The organism is Streptomyces sp. RPA4-2 (genome assembly GCF_012273515.2).
GTDB classification, from domain to species: Bacteria; Actinomycetota; Actinomycetes; order Streptomycetales; family Streptomycetaceae; genus Streptomyces; species Streptomyces kaempferi.
In genome coordinates, this window is the sequence record NZ_CP050975.2 from 4,063,527 (window position 1) to 4,085,160 (window position 21,634).

A 21,634-nucleotide genomic window follows, 5' to 3' on the forward strand; every position below is an offset into this window, starting at 1 on the left:
GGTGAGGGAAAGAGACGGCTCGTCCTCGTCGACGGCCGAAGGCTTTGGGGAGTCCGGGGTCCGGAGTCCGACGTCCGGCGCCCGCGTCCGGAAGCCGTACACGGATCACACGTTACGGACTGCGGATTACGGGTTATGGACTACGGGTTACGGGTCAGGACTGCGGCTAGGGGCTGACTGTCGGGCCATGGACCGGCGCCGCGGGCCGAACTCATCGCTCTGGACTGATCGGTCAGGCTGTTCGCAGACCCTCCACGGTGGCCGCCACTCCGGGCAGTACGGAGCGGGCCGGTGCCCGCAGACCGTCCAGGAACAGCTGCAGATGACGGTGTACGAACCGGTCGATGCCCTGACACGCGGTGCCGGGCAGCGGCCGGGTGAGCTGGCTGACGGCGACCATCAGGTCACCGGACTCCACGTCGGAGCGCAACTGGCCTGCCTCGCGGGCACGCCTCATCAACGCTTCGATCAGGTCCACGGTCCGTTCGCGTGCCGCGTACAGGTCCGGATGGTTCTGGTCGAAGGCCGCGGAGAGCATGGGGCACAGGGCGCCGATCCGCTCGTCCGCCGAGAAGTGCACGAAACGGCTCAGTGCGTCGAAGGCGTCGCCGCCCTCGACGAGTGCCGCCTCGATCCACTCCGACGTGCGGTCCATGACCGAGCAGACGACCTCCCGCGCGAGCGCGTCGCGGTCGGGGAAGTTGCGGTACACCGTGGCGTTGCCGACACCGGCGCGGCGGGCGATCTCGTCGAACGGCACCTCGGGGCCGAACTCGACGAACATCTCGCGCGCGGCGGCGACGATCCGCTCCCGGTTGCGCAGCGCATCGGCTCGGGGCCGGGGCATCCGACGCTTCACGGGGATGGCGGTCTCCACGGCGTGCTCCTCGGAAGTAGGTGAAGGCTCTGGCGTGATCCGGGGATTCACTCCCCGTTTTCACTCGGACACCTATGCCAAACGGGGAAACCATCCCCGGTTATTTCCCCGACCCCCGCTCAATTCCTGTGACCCGCGTCACACCTTCCTCGGCGAGAAACCCACGATCGGGCTCCTCCAGCGAGCGCCCGCGCATCCATCGACACAGGGTGATCGCACAGGGTGCAGTCGGTGACCGGGCGGCTGCCGCGAGCGAAGGACCCCTGCATGCAGCCGACCAGCCACCGGATACGCCGGCGCCGCGTGGCCGCCCTGGCCTCGGTGACCCTTCTCACGCTGGCGGTCAGCACCTCCGCCGGCACCGGGCACCTCACGGTGGGCTCCACGGCGGCGGGCTCCATCGCACTGGCCCGCTCGACGGCGCTGGGTCCCTGCATGATCAGCGGCACGAAGGGCGTGCAGATGGGGGAAGGGATACCCACCGTGCCCGGATACGCCCGCTCCACCGGCACGGTCCGGGCCCTCACGGTGATGGTCGACTTCTCCGACGCGCCCGGTCAGGGCAGCGCGCTCGACCGGCTGGGCGAGTTCTTCCCGCAGACCCAGAACTGGTTCCGCACCAGTTCCTACGGCCGCCTCGACTACCGTCCCGAGACCCCGATACGGCACTGGCTGCGCATGCCCAAGCCCTTCAGCGCCTACGGCATAGAACGCGGCGCCCCCTTCGACCCCGGGTACCGCGGCCTGGTCCAGGACATCGTGGCCGCGGCCGACCCCGAGGTGGACTTCCACTCGTACGACCTCCTGAACGTGCTGGTGACGCCGAACGCCGGGCCCTCCGCCCTGGACACCGTGCTGTCCGTCACCTTCGCCGGCAACGCCGAGGCCCCGGTCGCCGACGGTGTCCCGGTCTCCAACGCGTCCTTCGTCTACAGCCGCCAGGACGACGGCTCCGGCTCCTACGCCGACACCGGTTTCCGGGTGCTCCCCCACGAGAACGGCCACACCTTCGGCCTGCCCGACCTCTACACCCAGGACGGCGGCGGCTCGGTCGGCCACTGGGACATCATGAGCGAGGACTGGGGCGCCGACAACGACCTGCTCGGCTGGCACAAGTGGAAACTGGGCTGGCTCGACGACTCGCAGGTCAGTTGTGCCGCGCGACCCGGGACCACGCGGTACACGCTCACCCCGCTGTCCCGGCCCGGCGGCGCCAAGCTCGTCTTCGTCCCCACCGGCACCCGCACGGGCTTCGCCCTCGAACTGCGCACCCATGGGGGCAACGACACCACGATCTGCCGCCCCGGCATCCTCGTCTACAAGGTCGACGCGGACGTCGACACCGGGAGCGGCCCCATCACCGTCTACGACTCCCACAAGAACAGCGGCGGCTGCACGCGCAGCCCCAACGTCCACGCGGAACTGTCCGACGCGCCCTTCGCCCCCGGCGAGTCCTTCAAGGACCCCAAGACCGGCGTCACGATCGCGGTCACGGGGACGAACCCCGCGGGCGACTACGAGGTGTCCGTGACACGCCGCTGACGTCCCCGCGTCCCCCGGCGCCGGCCTGTCGCCGGCCGTGGGCACGGACGCCGCCGACCTGCTGGGTCGACCGGGTAAGCACTACCGTGGGCCGCAATGAGCGAATCTTCCCCGCGGGCCGCGCCGAGTCCCGGACGGGAGTCGCGCAGAGCCTCCATCGAGAGCCGCAACGGAGAGCACATGGCAGCGAACGTCGGGGCGGCCCAGGGCAGCGCGACCGGGAGCGAGCGGACCGGACGGGCGGGGGACGAGGGCGGGGCCGGGGTGGGACCTCCGTGCCCGTCGAGGCCGTCACCCCGCTGATCCGCGGTATCGCGGTGCTGCGCCGGCTGACCGAGGCCGACGGGGTGTCCAGCCTCAGCGGCCTGGAGCGGTCCACGGGGCTCGCGCGGTCCACCGTCGACCGCATCACGGCGACCCTGGCGCGCAGGGGGTACGTACGTCTCGACGGCCGGGACGCCGTACTGGCGCCCCGCCTCATGGAGCTCGGCAACGCCTACCTCGCCGCCCTGCGCCTGCCCCGCCTCCTCGACGCGCACGCCGACGCCCTCGCCGACGAGCTCGACGAGTCCGTGTCCCTCGCGGTCGGCGACCAGGACGGCATCCGCTTCATCCACCAGGCGACCCGGCGCCGAGCCATGTCGCTGAGCTTCCGCATCGGCGACCTGCTGCCCGCCGAACGCACCGCGCCAGGACCGTTGTTCGCCACCGAGTGGGGCGAGCGGGAGTGGGTCCGATGGCGGGAGCGGCGCGCCGCGGATCCGGAGGACCGCGGCTTTCCGGCCGTCCCGGCGCGCAGCCGGCCGATCGGGACCGAGACCGACTCCGAGCGACGGAACGCCTCCGGCGCGACCCACGCGGACCGGTCCCCCACTCCGGACGACGGCCCGTCCTCCGCCACCACGGACGACGGCCGGGTCGCCCCCACGGACGACGGCCGGGTCGCCCCCACGGACGACGGCCGGATCGTCCCCACGGACGACGGCCGGATCGTCCCCACGGGCGCCGACCGGCATCCCGGACCGGCCCCCGGCCGGACCCCCTCCCCGGAAACAGGCCCGCTCCCCACGCTCGGCGACGACTTCGAGCGGCGTACGGCCGAGGCGCGGGAGGACGGCTGGGCACTGGACGACCAGCTGATCGAACCGGGACTCGTCGCCCTCGCCATGCCCGTACGGGAGGCGGGCCGGATCGCCTGTGTGGTGAGCGTGGTGAGCCACACCAGCCGGCACACCGCCGCCGATCTGCGTGACACCCTGCTGCCACGGCTGCGGGCGGCCGTCGCCGCGATGGAACGGGAGCTGAGCGAGGCCTCGCCCGCCGCGCCCGCCGCGGCCCCCGTCCCTTCCGGCCTCGCCGTCTGGACCGGCGCGTCCAAGCAGGAGCTGGGCCGGGAGTTCGTCGAGTCGCTGGCCCGCGGACTCACGGTGATCACCGCCTTCGGCGAGGGCCGCTCCGAACTGACCCTCACCGAGGTCGCCCAGGCCACCGGTCTGGCCCGCGCGACCGCCCGCCGCGCGCTGATCACCCTGGAACACCTCGGATACGTCACCGCGCACGCCCGCGTCTTCCGGCTCACCCCCCACGTGCTGGGCCTCGGCTTCCCGCCGCTCTCCCGCACCTCGCTCGCCGAGATCGCGGCCCCGCACCTCACCGGGCTCTCGGAGCGCCTGCGCGAGTCGGTGTCCCTGGCGGTGCTGACCGGCGACGAGATCCAGTACACGGCCCGCATCACCACCAGCCGCATCCTGAGCGTCCACATCACCGTCGGCACCCGCCTGCCCGCGTACGCGACCTCGCTGGGCCGGGTGATGCTGGCGGACCTGCCCGACCCCCCGCTCTCCGGGCTGCGTCCCCTGACCCCGCGCACGATCACGGACCCCGACCGGCTGAAGGCGGTCCTGGACCGTGCACGGGACGAGGGGTACGCCCTCGTCGACGAGGAGTTGGAGCAGGGGCTGCGCTCGATCGCCGTCCCGGTGCGGGAGCGCGGCGGGCGGGTGGTCGCCGCCGTCAATGTCGCGATGCACAGCAGCCGCCGTACGTCCGCCCAGTGTGTCGACGAGGTGCTGCCGGAGCTGCTGGCCACGGCGGGAAGCGTCGAGGCGGACCTGCGGGTCGCGGGACGGTTCCGGCGGGTTCCGAGCGCGTGAGGGAGCGGGGTGGGAGCGGGCGGGGTGACAGCGGGGGCGGGGTGGTCCCCGCGGGGCGGGTGGCCCCCCCGTGCCTGTGACCACGTGAAACGCCCGTGTCCGGCCACGGGGAGCGGCCGGACACGGGAGGGGGAGGGCGGCGGCGGGGCGGGGTCGCGCGGGCTCGTCGGCGGGTCGCGTCTGCGGTTCACGCCCCCGCGTCCGCGATTCACGCTCGCGCGTATGCGGTTCGCGCTCGCGCGTCCGTGGTTCACATCCCCGTCAGCTCTTCGCGTCCGCGAGCCGGGCCGCGTCGTCCGGGGCCGGAGCCGGGGCCGGGGCGCTCGCCTTCGCCTTCTCGCCGGCGTCCGCGGCGGCCCTGCCGTCCCGCATCAGGAAGACGGCGAGGACCGCCGCCACCACGACGCCCCCCGCGCCGGCCAGGAAGCTCGCCGACATGGCGCTGGTGAAGGCGTCGTGGGCGGAGGCCGACAGGGAGGTGTCGCCGGTGCGGGCGGCCACGGAGAGGGCGTCGCCGATGGAGCGGCGCGCGTCGGCTGGGGCGTCGGCGGGCATGTGGCCGGTGAACGTACTGGAGAGGACCGCGCCCAGGACGGCCACTCCGAGGGCGGCGCCGGCCTGCTGGACGGTGTCGTTGAGCGCGGAGCCCACTCCGGCGTGCTCGTCGGGAATCGCCCCCATCATGGCCGCCATCGCCGCGGGCATCGTCAGACCGCCACCGGCTCCCATCAGGCACATCGCACCGGCGAGCACGCCCCAGCCGCTCTGCGGGTCCAGCGTGGACAGCAGTCCGAACCCCGAGGCGATGACCAGGAGACCGAGGACCACCATGACCCGGTTGCCGGTCTTCGGCAGCAGCGCGGCACCGACGCTGTTGAAGGCGAGGGTGGCGAGGGCCAGCGGGGTGAAGGCGAGACCGGTCTGGGTGGCGGAGTAGCCGAGGACGAACTGCAGGTACTGGGTCAGCACCAGCATCAGACCGCCCTGGGCGAAGGTCAGCAGCACGAGGGAGAAGCTGGCCCCGGTGAAGACGCGGTTGCGGTACAGCGACACCGGGATCATCGGCGAGGAGCAGCGGGTCTCCCAGAAGCCGAACCCGGCCAGACCGAGCACGGCCGCGGTGAGCGAGAGCTGTGTGCCCGGGTGGCTCAGGCCGCCCTTGGGGAACTCGATGATCGTCCAGATCAGCGCGGTCATGCCGACCATCGACAGCACCATGCCGACGGGGTCGGCCTTGCGCCACGGCCCCTTGGACTCGGGCATCAGGACGAGCGCGGCGACGATCGCGAGAGCGGTGATCGGGATGTTGACGAGGAAGACGACTCCCCACCAGAAGTGCGCGAGCAGCGCGCCGCCGAGCACCGGTCCGCCGACCAGACCGACCATCGCGACCGCGCTCCAGGCGGCGATCGCCTTCGGCCGCTCGGCGTCGTCGAAGACCGTGACGAGGATCGACAGGGTGCTGGGCATCACCAGGGCACCGCCGACACCCATCAGGACCCGGCCCAGGATCAACGCCCCGGGTGTCGCCGCCTCCATGGCCACCACCGAGGCCGCTCCGAAGAGCGCGAGCCCCACGATCATCACCCTGCGCCGCCCGAACCTGTCGGAGAGGCTGCCCCCGGTCAGCAGCAGCCCGGCGAAGACCAGCATGTACGAGTCGAGGATCCACTGGAGGTCCTGGGCGCCGGCGTCCAGGTCCTCGGCGATCGTCGGGATCGCCACGGTGAGCGCCATGTTGTCCACGACCAGCACCAGGGTGCTGAGGCACAACACGATCAGGATGAGCCAGCGGCGCGGATGACGGTCCATCTCCATACCCCTCAAATGTCTCGGACGTCTCGAACGGACTGAGCGCGCTGCACACGCCGTGCGCTCTGAAGAACACCGTACGGTTCTGCGTACAGTGTGCGCAAGAGGGAACGACGTACCGGACCGGGTAAGGTGTGCGCACGGAACGGAACGGGAGAGAGGGACGCCGCATGCCACACCAGGAGCCGGCAAGCCACCAGGCCGGGGCCCCGAAGTCGCCCCAGCCGCCTCAGCCCTCACAGCCCCCGCAGCCGATCCCGTCCGTCTGGACCCGCCCCCGGTCCGGACGCGAACAGCCGGCACTGAGCCGGGACCAGATCGTCGCCGAGGCACTGCGCCTCCTCGACTCGGACGGCCTCGACGCTCTGAGCATGCGCAAGCTGGGCACCCGGCTCGGCGCCGGAGCCACCTCGCTCTACCGGCACGTCGCCAACAAGGACGAGCTCATCGAACTGGCCATCGACGAGATCTACGGGGAGATCGAGGTCCCCGAGCCCACCGAGTCCCCTGACTCCGCGACCTGGCGCGCGGACGCCGTCCGCTGCGCGCAGAGCCTGCGCGGCACGATGCTGCGGCACCCCTGGATCGCCTCGGTGCTGGGCGAGATGGGCATGTCCTACCTCGGCCCGAACGCGATGCGCCTGGCCGAGGGCCTGCTCGCCCTCTTCACCCGCGCGGGCCTCCCCGCCACCGAGGCCGACCAGGCGGCGTCGACCCTCGTCGCGTACGTCACCGGCATGGCCACCAGCGAGGCCGCCTACCTCAACGTCCTCGCCCGCAGCGGCCGGACCGAACAGGACTGGGTCGACCACGTCTGGCCCACCGCCGAACAGGCCGCCGCGTCCTACCCCCACCTCCGCGACGGCTACGCCGAACAACGCGGCAAGGACCCCCGCGCGTCCCGCGACACCAACTTCCAGTACGGACTGGACCGCGTCCTGGACGGCCTGGAAACCCGAATCACCCACTGACCGGACGCCCCGACCCGCGCCCGCCCGCATCCGCTACGCTAGTCGCCGGACCTCACAGAGATCCGTCCCGCCTTCGTAGCTCAGGGGATAGAGCACCGCTCTCCTAAAGCGGGTGTCGCAGGTTCGAATCCTGCCGGGGGCACACGATGAAGGGCCAGTTCAGAGGCTTGATCCTCCCGAACTGGCCCTTTCGTATGATCACGGCGGTGCCACACACGTGCCACAACGCACTGTCCGGCCCATGGCGTTTTCCCCGCTCACGCTCTGCGCCTAGCATGCGATGGTGGACGACATACAGGTTCCCGAAGCCCTGGTAGCTCTCCAGTCCGCTGCCTATATCGCTCGCGTGTCGTTGGCTGACTACGTCCGAGCGAACGGCCCGGTCCGCGATTGGACCGACGAGACCCGGGTTAAGGCAGCCAGCCTTCAACAGACGCTCGAATCGGCTGAGATCGCCCTCCGGCAAGCCTTTGAGGCGAGCGACTTGCTAAGCCACCACACCAGGCGGTCACTGCGCCTTGCCCTCATGAAAGCGACTGCTCCTCCCGCACCCCTTAACTAGATGTCCGTACCGCCCCGAGTCTTACGGATCATCGCACCGAGCCGATCGGCAATCTCGCGGTCACGGCCGCTGACCACGTGCTGATAGATCAGCGCCGCGCGCGGCGTACTGTGGCCCATCCTGGTCATCAGCTCACGCAGGCTCGCGCCGGACGCGGCAAGGGTGTTCCCCGTGTGTCGGAGATCGTGGAAGTGCACGTCTGCCGTAATGCCCGCGTCGGCCCGCGCCTTGATCCAGTCATCGCGGAAGTTGCTCCGCCGCAGCCGACCGCCCTGGGGGCCGAGGAAGACGTGTCCATCCCGGCCGGCCCCGGCGAAGCCGTCGAGGTGGCGCTTCACGTCCGGCAGGAGCTCGGTCGGGAAGGCCACCGGCCGGACACCCGCATCTGACTTGGGTGCCTTGTCGAAGAGCGCCCCAGTCTGCATCTCCGCTTGCGAGCGGCGGACCGTGAGCGCCCCGTTCTTTATGTCGACGTCCCGCCGGCGAAGTGAGGCCAGCTCGCCGAAGCGCAGTCCGGTGAACGCGGCCAGGAGGACGAGAAGCCGGTACCGCGGAGCCATCGCATCGGCCACGGCGTACACCTCTGCCACGGTGAGGACGGGCCGTTCCGGCACGTCGTACCTGTCGGCGCCCTTGATCCGGCACGGGTTGCGGCGGATCAGCTCGTCATCAACAGCCGTGTTCAGGACCGCCCGCATGATCTGGTAGGCCTTCACCACGGTCGGCTCACCGGTCCGCGTCAGGCATGCCGTACGCCAGGCCCGGACCTGTCCCGTCGTGATCGAGGACAGCGGACGCTCACCGAAGGTGGGCAGCAGGTGAAGCCGGATCACCGACTCATGGCGCTCACGCGAACGCGCAGCGAGCTTCCGATCCCCGAGCCAGGCGGTGGCGTAATCCCCGAAGCGAACCTTGCCCACGTCCGGATCGGCCCACTGTCCGCGGGTGACGTCCGCTTCAATGAGGGTCAGCGCGACTTCCGCATCGGTTCTGGTCGCGTACGTCTGCTCTGCGCTCCGCAGCTGGCCCGTGTTCGGATCACGGTAACGGACTTGCCACCGAGTGGACTTGAGCTGTCGGACGGAGCCGAACCGACGACGCCTTCCCTGATTGTTCGCCATCAGGCCACCCTCCGCAGCACGCCAGGCCGAACCGCTACCGGCTGGACTGTGTGCTCAGCGACGAAGGAGGTCAGCGCACTTTCAGGGATGCGAACATGCCGCCCGACCTTGACGAAGGTGATCCGTCGTTCTTCGATCAGGCGTCGAGGGAAGCGGACACCCGTCCCGAGGACTTCGGCGACCTGTTCCACGGTCAGAAGTCGATCCATGGTCACCACTCCCCCTCAGTCAGCGTGTCGGGCATGTCGGCGAGGGCTTCTCGTGCGATCTCTCGGTTCAGTCGGATCTCCTTTGCGATCGTTGCGGCGAGCCACGACTCACCGGGGGTGTGGCCTTGTCCTGCGTAGGTCCAGTGGGCGAGCACGAGCGTGGAGCCCTCCGAGTCGTCGAGGTCTTCGGAGAGCCCGCGTTCGCGGCGTTCCTGGCGGGCTCGGTAGTCGGCGCGGACCTGTCGACGCTCGCTGAGGGTGGTGGAGTAGGCCCGCGATTTGGTCATGAAGTGGCCCCGGAAGCCGAGCATGTGAGCCCACCGCCACAGCATCCGGTCGGGGTAGGAGTCGTCCAGGTCCGAACACGCTTCGATCAGCCGTCGCGTGTGCGCGGGCAGCGGAAGCTTGTCGAGTTCCGAGAGCTCCCCGATCCGGCGGTCCACCGTCTCGGTCGCCTCAGCCGCCTTCGTGGCGTACTTCGCGACGTAGGAGGCCACTGCCCCATCGGTCAGCTCAACACCGGCGAGACTGCCGATCGGCTGCACGTCGACCTGCGTTCCCCAGCGCAGGGTGCGGGCCGGGAAGTCACCGCCCGCGGGGACGGGCACGCAGACGCGAGCGGCAGCCGCCTTGATGGCGCTGTCCAGGAGAGCGACGGTGGCCCACGCCGGCGGGGGGCTGTCGGGTCCGTCCGGACCGTCCATGCGCACCACGGCGTGGAAGTGCACGGCGCCCCGTTTCTGGAACTCGGCGACCTTGCCGAAGGAGACCCGGCAGACCTCTTTCATGGCCGCTTGGGTCAGGCCCGCGTGCGCGGCGACCTCCCGGCGCAGGTAGATGGTGAAGCGGCGCCACAGGTCCCCGGCGTGGTTGTTGAACAGCACCGCGCCCGCGTAGTCGTAGCGCGCCGGGTCGAGGGCTGTGCCGAGCGCCGGATCGTCCTCCGCATGGGAGCTCCCGCAGCGGCAGCGGCCGGAGGCGGGCCGGTTGTGGACGGGGCCGAACGAGGGCGCGGTGAGGGTGGCGAACACGCCGGGGTGCTGGCGGATCCGGCCGGAGATGCCCATCCGGCTGTCCCCGGTGATCCCGGCACGGATCAGGTGGTAGACGTCCCCGGCATACGTCCAGGCGCAGGAGGGGCAGCGGGAGGCCCGGCGGTTGCCGCACGCGACGCGGAGCATGCCGCCCGGCTCGTGCTCGGTGCTGTAGGAGTACAGGACATCCCCGGTCGCGCGGTCGCGGGTCACGGTCTGCCCCTGGAGGCGGATCGGGTTGGCGCAGCCGCCGGTACGGCGGACCTGTTCCTGCCAGCGGTCGAAGCCCGGCGAGTTGGCCACCCGTAGCAGATCGGCGAGGGTCAGAGGGTCGGTGCCCATGGAGGCCGCAGCGCCAGCCACGGCCTCAGAGGCGACGGGGAAGTCCGTCACGCGGCCACCGCCAGCGGGGCCGGGGCGGGGGTGTAGCCGAAGGAGCGGTCGCGCGGGCAGATCAGGTCACCGTCGTGGGTGACGATGGACAGGCCGTCGATGTCGACGCGGACCCAGGCCGGGGCGTGGGTGCCGCAGGCGGGGCAGCGCGAGGACCGGGCGGGTAATGCGTCGAGCAGGTCGGCGCAGGAGGCGAGCACGCTCATGCCGCCACCTCCAGCACCGGCGCGGGCACGAGCGCGGTGAGACGGGCGACGTGCGCGGCGAGCCGCTGCTTGGCGCCGTCGCTGATCTCGTCGTCCGTGATCTGACCGGGCGCGTACTCGTTGAGGCCGGAGCCGTCGCAGTAGCCGCAGAAGATCTCCAACGGGTCGCAGTCCTCACCGGCCCAGCCGGAGCCCTCGCACCTGACGCAGTCGGCCCACGGGCGGGAGGTCAGGAAGAACAGGCACTCAGCCGGATTGGCGCACCGAGCACCCATGCAGGCCGGGCAGCCACGCTGAAGAGGAATCTGCACCGTCAGGGGAGAAGCAGGCATGATGGAGCTTCCCTTCGTGGGATCAGGGGAGCGACGTATCTGCTTGGCGGTAGGGCGTCGCTCCCTGCTTTTCGTCCTAATCGAAAGGTTATAACGAGTATGACGACTCGACAAGGAGATTCGACGGCCAGACTTCACCCGGCTCAAAGAGGCATGGTCTACTTGTTCTATCGAGTTGACGGAGAGAGTAGACAGCCATGGCCAGCTACCAGGGACGACCGGCGTACGTGCAGGTTGCCGACGACATCCGGCAACAGATCACGGATGGCGCACTCCAGGCGGGAGACCGGATCCCCTCTGAGGCTGAGCTCATGGAGGACTACGGTGTCTCGCGCATCGTGATCCGCAACGCCATGGAAGTCGTGCAGAACGAAGGCTTGGTCATCAAGCAGCAAGGGCGCGGCACCTTCGTGCGCGAGCAGCGACCGCTGCGCCGGCGGGTACTTGGCGATCTCTACGGCAAGCGGCCAACAGGCTCACCGATGAAGCGCGCTACGGAGTCCGAAGGCCGCCGTTCAGAGTGGGAGTACCAGAGCCGCCGGACCACGGCGACGAAGGCGATTGCTGATCGGTTGGCCCTAGAGCCTGGAGCTCCCGTTACGCGAACGACGTACCGCTTCTTCGCTGATGACGAACCCATCATGCTGTCGACGTCGCACGAGCCCCTTGAGATCACAGAGGGGACGCCGGTAGAGCAGCCGGAAGGCGGAACCATCACGGGCGTGGTTCCTCGCATGGACTCGTTGGGCCTTCACATCACGCACGTCACCGAGGACGTGAACGCCCGTGCGCCACGACCGTACGAGAGCGAGGCCCTTCAAATCGGCCCCGGCGTGCCCGTGATGGCGATTACCCGGACGTACTACGTCACCGATCGCCCGGTCGAGACTGCCGACATCATCGTCGCGGCCGACCGCTACACGCTGACCTATCACGTCCCCGTGCCGCCTTTGAGCTGACCAGCACAGTTACAGGTTTCTCTACCTCATCAAGTGCCCGCGCGAGCGCGGGCTGGCCCTTGGGCTTTGGCCCCTCTGCGCCTTCGGCGCCGGGGCCAAGCCCTGGGCCGCAGCGAGTGCGGGCCCGAGTCGAGGACGATAACCACGCCGATGGGCCGGTTGGCTCCGAGGCTTTAGGCAGCCACCATGGGGCGAGCCTCGAAGATCATGGCCCCAACGTCGTGCTTTAACGGGCAGGTCCACAGACTGCCCGACTCGCCGGAAGCTTAAGGGGCCATGATCACTCGCCCCATGGCAGCTCCCGCCCAAAGTCTCGGAGCCAACCTCTCGACGTCGTCGACCGCAGGCCGGCGGACACAGGTGGTAAGTGTCCTCACCTGCCCGTATACGATCCCCGACCATTTATGCGGACCCCGACTAGAGGTAGCCTTCCAGTCCGATCGAGGCCCCTGGAGGCTCCCCGTGCACACCACCATTTTCCTGCTGCGCGACGCGCTGGGCCTTGGTGCCGGTCTAGTGCTCATGTGGGAGCTGAACCGCCAGGCTTCGGGACCGGGTTGGAGGAAGCCACGGGTCTTCACAGCTGTGGGGGCTGGGCTGCTTGCCGCGCTGCTGGCCGCCTACGCCTAGAGGGCGCCAGTCGACGTGCCCCTCTCGTGCCCGTTCGGTCGGGAAACAGCGGGGAGTCACGGGCACTGTGGACACTGGCCACGAGAACGGACCCTGACCGATTTACCTGGTCAGGGTCCGTTTCTGCTGGCGGTGGGTGTGGGATTTGAACCCACGGTGACTCGCGCCACGACGGTTTTCAAGACCGTTCAAGAGGTTGACTCGCCCATTGAGACTCAACGGACCGCGGGGCCTGCGTGTGCTCAGAGCCCTCTGGATGCCGTTTAACACGCCGTCCAGACCTCAGCGGTCGCTATCACAGCGGCCCGCTCCAGCCTACGAATGAGCTGCCAGACGACGACGATCGACAGCCCTGCGGCGCAGATGTCCAGACCGTCGCTGAACATGATCTGCCGCAGGGCATGCCGAGCCTGGGCCGCGTTGACAGCCTTCTTCAGATCCGCGGAGGCACCGCTGTACGCGTTGGCCGCGATGAGGACGGACAGCCACCATGCCGTGAGCAGGGGGTGTCCCCGACGACGCTGCGGTTCCGGTCGGCCGGCAGCCCACAGATCGTTGACGAACATCTTGGGTACGAAGAGCTGCGCCACTGGTACCACCCACCCGAATACCAGCCACGCCCTGCGCCGGCGCTGTCCCTGGCGCCAGAGGACATCCGCGACGTCGCGCATGTTGGCGAGCCAGATGCTGAACTGGAGCAGGGCCATGACGAGCAGAGCGGTGCGCCAGCCCGTCAGATTCCTGAAATACGTGTCGACCTCAACGAACGGATTGTCCACGTACGGTCCTGACGCGGGCGGTCCGGCCAGCAGTTGGTACTTGTGCCACGCTGCCAGCCCGGCCGCGAGGGTCACCAGCGCGAACACGGCGAGGGCGCCGGAGGCGAACCGGGCCTGCCCGCGCGGCACCCTGATCGATCCGGCCACGTCACACCTCCTGGAGACCGCCCGTTCGGACTTCCCGCAGGTCGGCAGCGGATCTTAACCCTCTGGGAAGCGGATGCAACAGCGTCTGTGCAGCTCAAGACCGCTGTAAGGAGCTGACATCAGCGGCTGACACCAACATGCGCAAACGTTGGCGGGCAATGCCGGATCTTTATGACCGCTCATCCTGCGACCGCCAGGAGAAGACGAGGGTAATGAAGTCCTTGTATTTGACCTGATAAGGATGAGGCCAGACCTCAAAGCCTTGGCCTCGTATGGCGCCGCCCCCCGTCGGCCGGCGCTCCTCACAGTGGACTCGGTCCTTGAGACTCCACCGACCGCGATCGCAGGCGTGGCATGCATGATGGCGCAGTGCATCAGCTCCCGATCAGCGCGGACGACAGGGGAATCGTGGCCTACCAACTCAGCTTCTTCTGCCGCTCCGGGGAAGAGAGCGGCGACGAAGCGCTTGATCGCCTGCTGGACTACTTGTTGGAGAGCGGCGACGGTTTGGTAGGCGAGTGGTTGGGTCCGTTCGAAGATCCGGTGGCCGCGTTCAGACTCGGTACTCGCAGTAGGGACAGCGACGGGCCGGTCGCGGACTTGCTGACACTGGAACTTCACGTGGGCGTGGCCGAGATCGCAGAGTCCGTGATCGCTGCATCGCCCAATGACGAGTGGGGCATCTGGGGATGCGACCTGCTTGCCACCATCACCCTCAGCGGGGACAACCCCGACTGGGCTCTCGTGCATCAAATCTGGGCCGCTGTGGTGAGCCTGTGGAAGGCGGTTCCGTGGGATGAATCCTCCGGATTCGAGATTGCTGCCACGGAAGCGCCGCAGCACTAACCCCTACCAGGGCTTCGACCACCGGATCAGACGTTCTCCGTGCCACAATCGTGCCAGAACGAGCGGGGACTCACGGCGAACAGCGGGCACCAGTGGGCGCGTGCCCCACGTCAGCCAGAGTGCTTCTTTTGCAGGCCAGCCGCAGGGTCGCCCCACCTCGCTCCTAAAGCGGGTGTCGCAGGTTCGAATCCTGCCGGGGGCACCACGGGAAAGACCCCGGACCGATCATGGTCCGGGGTCTTTGACATCCAGTATCGATATCAACGGGGCGGCGGTCGCTGACGACCGGGATGCGCCCTGAGCGTCGTGGCAAACGGTCCGCAAGGCGGTGGAATCACCTACTTGCCGGCGCGCGCCATGAGCAGCGGCTGGAAGAAACCCGTCTCGTGCGGCATCCGCCACTCGGGGTCCGCGAACCCCGCGTCGGTCACGAGGCCGGCCAGCCGGTCCCGGCCGAGCGCCCAGTAGACGGTCCGACGGACCTTGACGCGCCATTCTCCGCCGTTCGGCAGCAGTTGGAAGTGCTCCATGTCGTAGTGCTCGCCGTCCTCGTGCCAGTGCCAGAGCTGGAAGGTGACGGTCCGTTCTCCCCCGTCCGCGGACTGGTGGACCTGTGGAGACGCCGAAGCGGGGCGGTCGCGCAGCAGGTCATCGTAGGGGCGGGTGCTGAGCAACAGCAGGCCGGCGGGACGCAGCACGCGGCGCATCTCCGCCAGGGCGGCGTGGACGTCCTGCTCCGTCAGCAGATGGGGCAGGGAGTTGTCGGCGCAGACGACGGTGTCGAACCGGCCGTCAGGAAACGGCAGGCGTCGCATGTCGGCGACGCCCGTGCGCACCGTCACGTTGCGGTGGGCGGCCTCACGGACGGCGCGGGCGGCGGCGCGGGCGCTGAGGTCCGTGCCGGTGACGCGGTGCCCGTGCAGCGCCAGGCCGATGGCCTGCGTGCCGATGCCACAGGAGCAGTCGAGCACCGTCGCGTTGTCCTGGCCCATCAGGCCGTCCAGGGCGTCTCCCTGCCGACGAATGCTTGCGTCCCAGTCTGCGTAGATCAGGTGGTAGTCATCGGCCAGCTCGTCATAGAAATGTGCCACCGAGGTCTCAGGCATGACCCGAGGCTACTGTGCGTAACTCCCAGCGCAAGGCCCCGGACGGACCACGGGCCGGGGTCCTCGACCCGAGCAACTCCGGTGGTCACTGGCGTTCCCTCGGCGAGGGCCCCACGCCCCGCGACCCCCTCAGATGCGCCGAAGGTGCTGCACGAACAATGCGCGTGCCCTGTCCAGGTCTTCGGAGGAAGCGGCACCGCGCTTGGGCAGCACGAAGAAGTAGCCCAGACTTCCGGTGAGGACGAACGCCCGGTCACCACCGGCGTCCGGTCCCGCTTCGAGGGCGTACGGCCCAACGCGACGCCCACCCTCGACGACGAGGCAGGCGCGATCTTCAGTCTCATGCAAGCCGCTCCGGTCCTTCCTCCCCAGGTGAACGCCTCCTTGTTCCGAGCCCTGAAGCTCGTTCCGGGTGTGCGGTACATCGCCGGGACGGAAGACGCGCTCCACCGGCACGGACTGGGTGTCCAGATCACCAGCGGCACCAGATTCCCCATACGTAGAACCCTGGTCCTGGACCCGAAGACCTACGCCTACCTCGGCTACAGGCAGCAGTGGCACGGAGCCAAGGACTTCACCTTCGTCTTCGCCCGCAAGGTCTCCGGCGTGGTCGACCACCCAGGTGAAAGACCGCGCTGAACCGCGGGAGCCGCGGTGGGCGACGGGGCTGCCGTCTCCGTTCGCGGACGTCGAGGCCAGACCGGGAACCCACCGCGTCGCACCGCCCGGCCACGTGGCAAGGTGCGCGCACCCGGCCCGTCACCGCACGGCGTCGGTACCCCGGCGGCGGGTCGTGGCCTGAGCGGGTACCGGGGGCTGGTCCGGCCAGGCGAACGCGTAGCGAGGGTCGCCCCCTCGGCTCAGCCGTACGAAGCGCAGGAGTTCGCGGACGATGCCCGCGTTGCCCATCGCCCAGCCGGTGCGCGGTTCCAGGTCGCTCGGGGTGGCCCGATGCTCGACGTTCGACCAGCGGGCGCCGTCGCCGTCCCGGATCGCGCGGTCGGCGAGGTCCGCGACGAGGACGTGGGCGAAGTCGTACGGGTCCTGCTGTTCGGCGATCCGGTCGCAGGCCAGGGCGAGGACGCCCGCGGTCCCGCAGCAGCGGCCGTTGTTGTCCCAGAAGCCGGGGCGCAGGTGCCGGGGCAGGCCGGAGCGGGTGACCGTGTGCCAGCAGCGGTCGGCGAGGGCGGCCCAGCCGGGGTCGGCCGTGGTGTCCCGCAGCAGCCGGAAGACCTGGGCGTCGCCGGCCGGGCCATGGCACCAGCCGTAGCTGATGGGCTCGATCACATCCGGTCGGTACTGCGGGGTGGAGTGCGGGACCAGGAACCCCTCGGGCCCCGCTTCGTCGCGGGCCACGACGTCCGCGGCACCGGCCAGCGCCAGCTCGACCATGTCCGCACGGCCGGTGGCCACGCCGACCCGGGCAAGCGACAGCACGATGCCGAGCGTGCCGTGCGAGAGGTGATGCAGACGGGACTCGATACCGGTGCGGTGGGCCCAGTGGACCCCCGCCGCGGTCCGCTCCGCCGTCCGCAGATACGGCTCCATGGCGAGGACGGCCAGTTCGGCATCGCCGGCCAGGAGCGCTCCGAGGCCGATCCCCGCGTTGCCGCCCATCAGCTCGAACAGCTCGCCCCAGCGGGTCCCGTCGAAGCGTGACCGCACGAGTGTCAGCGCGCGGTCGGCGGCGGCGCCGGCGGCCGTGTCGCCGAGTTCTTCGTGAAGGGCCCGCAGGACGAGTGCCATTCCGGTGCGGCCGAAGTAGAGGGAGTCGTCGTCGATGCCGTCGATGGAGTCCGCGATGCCGCGGGCCGCGCGCAGGGCGGCGTCGGCGTAGGAGTCGTCACCGAAGTGCCGCCACGCCTCCAGGAGCACGGGGACGTTCCCGGCCGTACCGCTGTAGAGCATCGGGTCGGGCTCGTCGTCCGAGGGCCTGGTCGTCCAGGCGAGGCCTCCCCCGGCGGTTTCTCGCGCCGCCCCGGTCAGCCACCGCAGGCCGTCCACCGCGAGTCCCTCGACCTCGTCGACCACCACGACCGTGGCTTCTGGTGCCGTCATGGACCCACTCTCGCACGACCTTGTGGAGCCGCGTCGTCCAGAGCGGTTCGAAGCCCGGCTGGACGGGGCCGATCTCTCCGGCGGCGACCAGTTCCTCCAAGTCCTTTGGGTCCAGGGGCTCCAGGGCTTCGGGTTCGATGCCCTGATACCGGTCCACGTCGAGGAGCCGCCGCACGAACGAGAGGGCGGGCTCCGGTCTCAGGAGGGGCTGCCGGGGCGGACCGTGAGGTAGGTCCACTGGCTCCACACGCCGGTGGTCTGTGCGTCCTTGGCCGGTGGCGTGTAGTGGCCGCGGATGCGGTAGTGGTCGTTGCTCGTGTAGAGCTTCAAGCTCCGGGCGTAGCCGTACCAGCCGTCGGAGTACAGGGGCACGCAGGTCTGTGAGGTGGTCTGATGCCAGGCCCCCGAGTAGTAGTGCTCGAGGTACACCGTGGTGCAGCCGCCGGTCTGACGCGGAGTGACCTGGAGGTTGAAGCCCATGTTGACTTCGGACTTGTAGAAGACCTGGTAGGTGGTGGATCCGACGCGGGTGGTCGTGAGCGGCCGCTGCATCGCCGTCCGGACCGTCGGCGTGAGGGTCGTTCCGGTGGTCACCGTACGCGGCGCGTAACGGTAGTCGCCCGTGAAGGCCGCGCTGAAGACGGTGTTGCGGGTGACCTTGTAGGAGGCGACGAGGTTCCCGTGCGCGTCGACCTTGCCGCTCTTGAGCTGGGTCCGGGACTTGCCCACGGGCTGGTCGTACAGCGTCACGGACCGGGAGTTGTACGTGGTTCCCAGATGCGCGGTGACCTTGACGGTCGCGCCGGAGTGGTACGACTTCGCGTCGGTCGTCACGCTCAGGCTCGGAGTGGCGCGGGACACCTGCACCTTCGCCGACGCCGTGACCGGGAGGTAGGAGGTGCCGCCGTCGTAGGTGAACGCGTAGCTGTTCACGCCGCCGACCTGCGGGGTGTCGTGGAAGGCGAAGCCGCCGTCGGCGGCGACGGGCATGGTGCCCAGCGAGGAGCCGGAGGTGTGTGCCGGGTCGGTCTTGACGACGTGCACCGCGCCGGTCGTCACATGCGCGTGCGGCCAGGTCAGACGCCCGGTGACGGTCGTCGGCGCGGCTCGGCCGGCGGTGGACGGAGCTGTCAGCGCCATGGTGGGCGCGTACTTCGCGACGGGGACGTCGAAGGTCTGGCCGGCCGGACCGTAGTGGCCGCTTCCGGAGTAGTCGACGTGGAAGCTCAGCGGGCCACTGAGGGGAGCCGTGCCGGCCACGTGGTAGGAGCCGAAGAAGTCGGCCACGTTGGCCCGAGTGGTGGTCGGGTCCGGGATGAGCACGCCGTCCGGATCCGCGGCGTCGTAGCGCGTGATCCGTACGGTGCCCGGCATCAGGGATTCCCCGGCACCGAGGTCGAGCGGCGATTGGAAGCCCGTCCGGAACGCATAGGCCTCGCCGGGGGCGAGCGGAGTGGTGGTCGAACCTCCGTCGAGACGGACCCACGCGGTTTCCGGGTTACGGGCTATGCGGAGCGTAGGTGTTCCCCCGGAGGCGTCCACGCCCACGATGTAGAGGCGGCTCCCGTCCGGTGACCAGGCGAGGCCGTGGGCCGGCAATCTCAGCGGAGACTCGTAGTCGTACTCGTTGTAGAAGCCCTCGACCGTTTCCGGAAACGCCTGGACCGCGTACGTGCAGCCGCAGCCGGCCATGGCGCCGTCCGGGGCCACGGCGACAGCCCTTGAGGCCATGGACTCGGCGAATCGCCCGTCCACCGCCAGATCCGAGGTGCGATACCGGTCGGCGCTCGGATGCGCCCCGGACGGTACCGCCAGGTGCCGGCCGTCCGCCGTGACCGCGAAGTCGCTCAGGTCGGGGACGGGCAGCGCCTTCGCGGCCTGCCGGCTCAGCGCGTCGCCCTCGGCCCGGTACGTGACCACGGCGGAGGTGTCGCCCGTCTGCGCGGCGGCGGCGAGTACGCCGGAGGGGGTCGGGGTCGTCGCCAGCATCGGCGGCGCCGGCCAACTGCCCGGATCCTGCCGCAAAGTGACCGTGCCGGCCGCGTCGAGGGATCCGATGCCGCCGGCGCCCGCCGTGCCGTAACCAAACCAGAGGGTGCCCCCGGCGACGGCCAGCGAGTCCGGACGGGTGCCCGCGCCCGTGCCGTAACGAGCCGACTCGGTCAGGTTGTTCGTGCTGATCGCCGCGATCGCGTCCTGGCCGGGGAGAGCCGCGTACAGCGCGGATCCGTCGTCGGAGAGGGCGAGACCGGTGGCACCCGGCTCACCACTGATCGTCGTCGGGTTCCCGCCGTCGAGGTCGGTGACGAGAATGCCGTCGGTGCCGGCGCCGCCGCTGATGAACAGGTGTCCGTGCGGAGCGTCCACGACGATGTGCGCGAAGTGCGCGATCGGCAGCGGTACGCCCGACGCCGCGTAGGAGTCGACCGCGCCGGGACCGATGACAGTCGTCAGCCCCAGGAGCAGCGCTGCGGCGGTTGGCGGTGTGTATCGCGCCAGCTTCATGAAAGGCCCCCACATAACCTTCACGATCAAGGAGCGCAAAATAGCACGGGGAGGATCGGGTCCCGGCCACCGGTCGGCGCGCTCGGGGCGAGCCCGGCCGTTCGCCGTGATCACTGCCGTGCCCCTCGTCACCGGGTCGCGACGCTGAGGGCCGGCCCGGCGATGGACATGTCGCCGCTGAGCCGGGTGACCTGTGAAACGGTCACGTTCTCGAAGGTGATGGTGCGGCTGGGCGCGGTGGGGTGGGAGAGCCACGGGGGCAGCGCGTCGGGCGTGACGGTGACACTGCGGTCCGCGGGGAGCGGAGCGCCGCCCAGTCCGACGAGCGTGCCGTACAGCTTCTGGGCGTACAGGGTCACCACGTCCTTGCCCTTGAGCGTGGATGTGGTCGCGGGCCTGGTCCGCAGACGCATCGCGGCGCGCCCGCGGCCCGCCGTCAGATCGAGGTCGCCGAAGTCCAGCGACCGTGCGGTGAACTTCAACACCCGCTTGGATCCGGCCGTGGTCCTGACGACGACCACGCCGCGGAAGGCACCGTCGTGGAGCACGAGTCTGTCGGCACGCAGCACCCAGGGGACGTTCGTCGCGGGGGCCGGCAGCCGGGCGACCGGCGGTCGGACGGCGGGTGTGCGGGCATCCGCTGGTGGCCCGGACGTACGGATACCGCCAGGGGCGAGCCACGCCTTCGAGGCCGCTGGTGTGGCGAGTTGGAGGACCAGGGACAGGCCGGCCACTGCCAGCGCGCAGGCGAGGGGCCGCAGCAGTCGGCCGCCCGAGCGGTTCTTCGCCGCACCGCCCGGATGGCAGGGGCCGGACTCCGGCCCGCCTGCCGCACCGCCGGTCAGGACGTCACCTCTCACCGTGGTCCTCGCCCACGGGGACGGGGGTCGACGCACGGTTCACCGCGGGCTGCGCCTCGGGGTCGCCTGTCGGAGGCACCCAGGCACAGGCCAGGGAGCCGCCGATCAGACCGGAGACCAGCCCGATGAGGAGGCCCCCGAAGTTGGCGACGGGAAACGAGACGAGCGCGAGCAGAATGACCGTGATCCCCGCGAATACGCGCGTCTGCTGCTGGAACCAGAGGGAAAGGGCGAGGACCACGAGCAGAACCCCGATGATCAGCGACCCCGCGCCCGCCGAGGTCGACAGCGCCAGGGGAATGGCGCCGAAGTTCAGGTGCGCGTACGGGAAGTAGAGGATGGGGAAGCCCGCCGCGAGAGTGAACAGGCCTGCCCAGAAGGGGCGTTCGCCCCGCCAGGTCCTGAATCCCCGTCGGGCGCCGGCGGCGGCGGCGCGCAGGTTCTCGCGCCTGCCGATTCGTTGGAGGAACACGTGAGCTCTCCGTGGGGTTCGGCGGGCGGGACTACGTGCGGACCTACGTGCGGGAGTACG

20 protein-coding genes and 1 tRNA gene are annotated in these 21,634 nt (G+C 69.9%); 7 read left to right on the forward strand and 14 right to left on the reverse strand.

Translation table 11 applies throughout. The annotated features are described in order from the left end of the window. Window positions 1–232: 232 nt before the first annotated feature. The gene (locus HEP85_RS17650) at window positions 233–877 is read right to left on the reverse strand and encodes a TetR/AcrR family transcriptional regulator (protein WP_168528602.1); all 645 of its coding nucleotides are present in this window, start codon (window positions 875–877) and stop codon (window positions 233–235) included. 267 nt (window positions 878–1,144) lie between these two features. Between HEP85_RS17650 and HEP85_RS17655 the strand changes: the two genes are divergently transcribed. Both HEP85_RS17655 and HEP85_RS17660 read left to right on the forward strand, forming a co-directional pair. Then, a complete protein-coding gene (locus tag HEP85_RS17655; RefSeq protein ID WP_168528603.1) occupies window positions 1,145–2,419 on the forward strand; it encodes a M6 family metalloprotease domain-containing protein in 1,275 nt (424 codons plus the stop codon). Between the two features lie 275 nt (window positions 2,420–2,694). After that, window positions 2,695–4,572 (forward strand): IclR family transcriptional regulator C-terminal domain-containing protein, encoded by a 1,878-nt coding sequence (locus tag HEP85_RS17660; protein ID WP_369657746.1) that lies wholly within the window; start codon window positions 2,695–2,697, stop codon window positions 4,570–4,572. Window positions 4,573–4,833: 261 nt separating this feature from the next. Here the strand turns inward: HEP85_RS17660 and HEP85_RS17665 are convergent, their stop codons facing one another. Continuing rightward, a complete protein-coding gene (locus HEP85_RS17665; RefSeq protein WP_168528604.1) occupies window positions 4,834–6,384 on the reverse strand; it encodes an MFS transporter in 1,551 nt (516 codons plus the stop codon). Between the two features lie 170 nt (window positions 6,385–6,554). On the opposite strand from HEP85_RS17665, the gene HEP85_RS17670 reads away from it, so the two are divergent. Then, window positions 6,555–7,355, forward strand: coding sequence for a TetR/AcrR family transcriptional regulator (locus HEP85_RS17670; protein ID WP_168528605.1), 801 nt, complete (start codon window positions 6,555–6,557; stop codon window positions 7,353–7,355). A 69-nt stretch (window positions 7,356–7,424) separates the two neighbouring features. Then, window positions 7,425–7,497, forward strand: a tRNA-Arg gene (locus HEP85_RS17675). A gap of 416 nt (window positions 7,498–7,913) precedes the next feature. Here HEP85_RS17675 and HEP85_RS17680 read toward each other — a convergent pair. From HEP85_RS17680 to HEP85_RS17700, 5 genes are read right to left on the reverse strand one after another with little or no spacing between them, the layout of a single operon-like run. Next, entirely contained in the window at window positions 7,914–9,038 is a 1,125-nt protein-coding gene (locus HEP85_RS17680) for a site-specific integrase (RefSeq protein ID WP_168528606.1), read from the reverse strand. Beyond that, the gene (locus HEP85_RS17685) at window positions 9,038–9,247 is read right to left on the reverse strand and encodes an excisionase family DNA-binding protein (protein WP_168528607.1); all 210 of its coding nucleotides are present in this window, start codon (window positions 9,245–9,247) and stop codon (window positions 9,038–9,040) included. The genes HEP85_RS17680 and HEP85_RS17685 overlap by 1 nt, the downstream gene beginning before the upstream one ends. Window positions 9,248–9,249: 2 nt before the next feature. Beyond that, window positions 9,250–10,644 (reverse strand): replication initiator protein RepSA, encoded by a 1,395-nt coding sequence (gene repSA, locus HEP85_RS17690; protein WP_369657747.1) that lies wholly within the window; start codon window positions 10,642–10,644, stop codon window positions 9,250–9,252. A gap of 26 nt (window positions 10,645–10,670) precedes the next feature. Continuing rightward, window positions 10,671–10,880, reverse strand: a complete 210-nt coding sequence (locus HEP85_RS17695; RefSeq protein ID WP_168528609.1) for a hypothetical protein — start codon at window positions 10,878–10,880, stop codon at window positions 10,671–10,673. After that, complete coding sequence (locus tag HEP85_RS17700) at window positions 10,877–11,212, reverse strand: hypothetical protein (RefSeq protein ID WP_168528610.1); 336 nt, start codon at window positions 11,210–11,212, stop codon at window positions 10,877–10,879. The genes HEP85_RS17695 and HEP85_RS17700 overlap by 4 nt, the downstream gene beginning before the upstream one ends. 197 nt (window positions 11,213–11,409) lie before the next feature. On the opposite strand from HEP85_RS17700, the gene HEP85_RS17705 reads away from it, so the two are divergent. Further along, on the forward strand, window positions 11,410–12,171 hold the full coding sequence (locus tag HEP85_RS17705) for a GntR family transcriptional regulator (RefSeq protein ID WP_168528611.1): 762 nt from the start codon (window positions 11,410–11,412) through the stop codon (window positions 12,169–12,171). 893 nt (window positions 12,172–13,064) lie between these two features. On the opposite strand, the gene HEP85_RS17710 is transcribed toward HEP85_RS17705, so the two are convergent. Next, on the reverse strand, window positions 13,065–13,727 hold the full coding sequence (locus HEP85_RS17710; RefSeq protein ID WP_168528612.1) for a DUF4328 domain-containing protein: 663 nt from the start codon (window positions 13,725–13,727) through the stop codon (window positions 13,065–13,067). Window positions 13,728–14,096: 369 nt separating this feature from the next. Between HEP85_RS17710 and HEP85_RS17715 the strand changes: the two genes are divergently transcribed. After that, a complete protein-coding gene (locus HEP85_RS17715; RefSeq protein ID WP_168528613.1) occupies window positions 14,097–14,573 on the forward strand; it encodes a hypothetical protein in 477 nt (158 codons plus the stop codon). 338 nt (window positions 14,574–14,911) lie between these two features. Here the strand turns inward: HEP85_RS17715 and HEP85_RS17720 are convergent, their stop codons facing one another. Next, window positions 14,912–15,679: a class I SAM-dependent methyltransferase gene (locus HEP85_RS17720; RefSeq protein WP_168528614.1), complete on the reverse strand. Its 768-nt coding sequence runs from the start codon at window positions 15,677–15,679 to the stop codon at window positions 14,912–14,914. A 129-nt stretch (window positions 15,680–15,808) separates the two neighbouring features. Next, the gene (locus HEP85_RS17725; RefSeq protein WP_168528615.1) at window positions 15,809–16,027 is read right to left on the reverse strand and encodes a hypothetical protein; all 219 of its coding nucleotides are present in this window, start codon (window positions 16,025–16,027) and stop codon (window positions 15,809–15,811) included. Between the two features lie 24 nt (window positions 16,028–16,051). Here HEP85_RS17725 and HEP85_RS17730 point away from each other — a divergent pair, with 24 nt between their 5' ends. Continuing rightward, complete coding sequence (locus HEP85_RS17730) at window positions 16,052–16,318, forward strand: hypothetical protein (protein ID WP_168528616.1); 267 nt, start codon at window positions 16,052–16,054, stop codon at window positions 16,316–16,318. A gap of 120 nt (window positions 16,319–16,438) precedes the next feature. On the opposite strand, the gene HEP85_RS17735 is transcribed toward HEP85_RS17730, so the two are convergent. The 4 genes from HEP85_RS17735 to HEP85_RS17750 form a co-directional block, all read right to left on the reverse strand. Then, window positions 16,439–17,737 carry a lanthionine synthetase LanC family protein gene (locus tag HEP85_RS17735; RefSeq protein WP_168528617.1) on the reverse strand — a complete coding sequence of 433 codons (1,299 nt, stop codon included), beginning with the start codon at window positions 17,735–17,737 and terminating at the stop codon, window positions 16,439–16,441. Window positions 17,738–17,935: 198 nt separating this feature from the next. Further along, window positions 17,936–20,242, reverse strand: coding sequence for a hypothetical protein (locus tag HEP85_RS17740; protein WP_168528618.1), 2,307 nt, complete (start codon window positions 20,240–20,242; stop codon window positions 17,936–17,938). 128 nt (window positions 20,243–20,370) lie between these two features. Beyond that, window positions 20,371–21,102, reverse strand: coding sequence for a hypothetical protein (locus HEP85_RS17745; protein WP_168528619.1), 732 nt, complete (start codon window positions 21,100–21,102; stop codon window positions 20,371–20,373). Then, entirely contained in the window at window positions 21,092–21,559 is a 468-nt protein-coding gene (locus HEP85_RS17750; protein ID WP_369658124.1) for a DUF6114 domain-containing protein, read from the reverse strand. The genes HEP85_RS17745 and HEP85_RS17750 overlap by 11 nt, the downstream gene beginning before the upstream one ends. Between the last annotated feature and the right edge of the window lie 75 nt (window positions 21,560–21,634).

Coding starts and splice junctions, on each gene's coding strand:
- HEP85_RS17655 (WP_168528603.1), top strand. CDS start 1,145: ATGCAGCCGACCAGCCACCGGATACGCCGGCGCCGCGTGGCCGCCCTG.
- HEP85_RS17665 (WP_168528604.1), bottom strand. CDS start 6,384: ATGGACCGTCATCCGCGCCGCTGGCTCATCCTGATCGTGTTGTGCCTC.
- HEP85_RS17670 (WP_168528605.1), top strand. CDS start 6,555: ATGCCACACCAGGAGCCGGCAAGCCACCAGGCCGGGGCCCCGAAGTCG.
- HEP85_RS17680 (WP_168528606.1), bottom strand. CDS start 9,038: ATGGCGAACAATCAGGGAAGGCGTCGTCGGTTCGGCTCCGTCCGACAG.
- HEP85_RS17685 (WP_168528607.1), bottom strand. CDS start 9,247: ATGGATCGACTTCTGACCGTGGAACAGGTCGCCGAAGTCCTCGGGACG.
- HEP85_RS17695 (WP_168528609.1), bottom strand. CDS start 10,880: ATGAGCGTGCTCGCCTCCTGCGCCGACCTGCTCGACGCATTACCCGCC.
- HEP85_RS17700 (WP_168528610.1), bottom strand. CDS start 11,212: ATGCCTGCTTCTCCCCTGACGGTGCAGATTCCTCTTCAGCGTGGCTGC.
- HEP85_RS17705 (WP_168528611.1), top strand. CDS start 11,410: ATGGCCAGCTACCAGGGACGACCGGCGTACGTGCAGGTTGCCGACGAC.
- HEP85_RS17720 (WP_168528614.1), bottom strand. CDS start 15,679: ATGCCTGAGACCTCGGTGGCACATTTCTATGACGAGCTGGCCGATGAC.
- HEP85_RS17735 (WP_168528617.1), bottom strand. CDS start 17,737: ATGACGGCACCAGAAGCCACGGTCGTGGTGGTCGACGAGGTCGAGGGA.
- HEP85_RS17740 (WP_168528618.1), bottom strand. CDS start 20,242: ATGAAGCTGGCGCGATACACACCGCCAACCGCCGCAGCGCTGCTCCTG.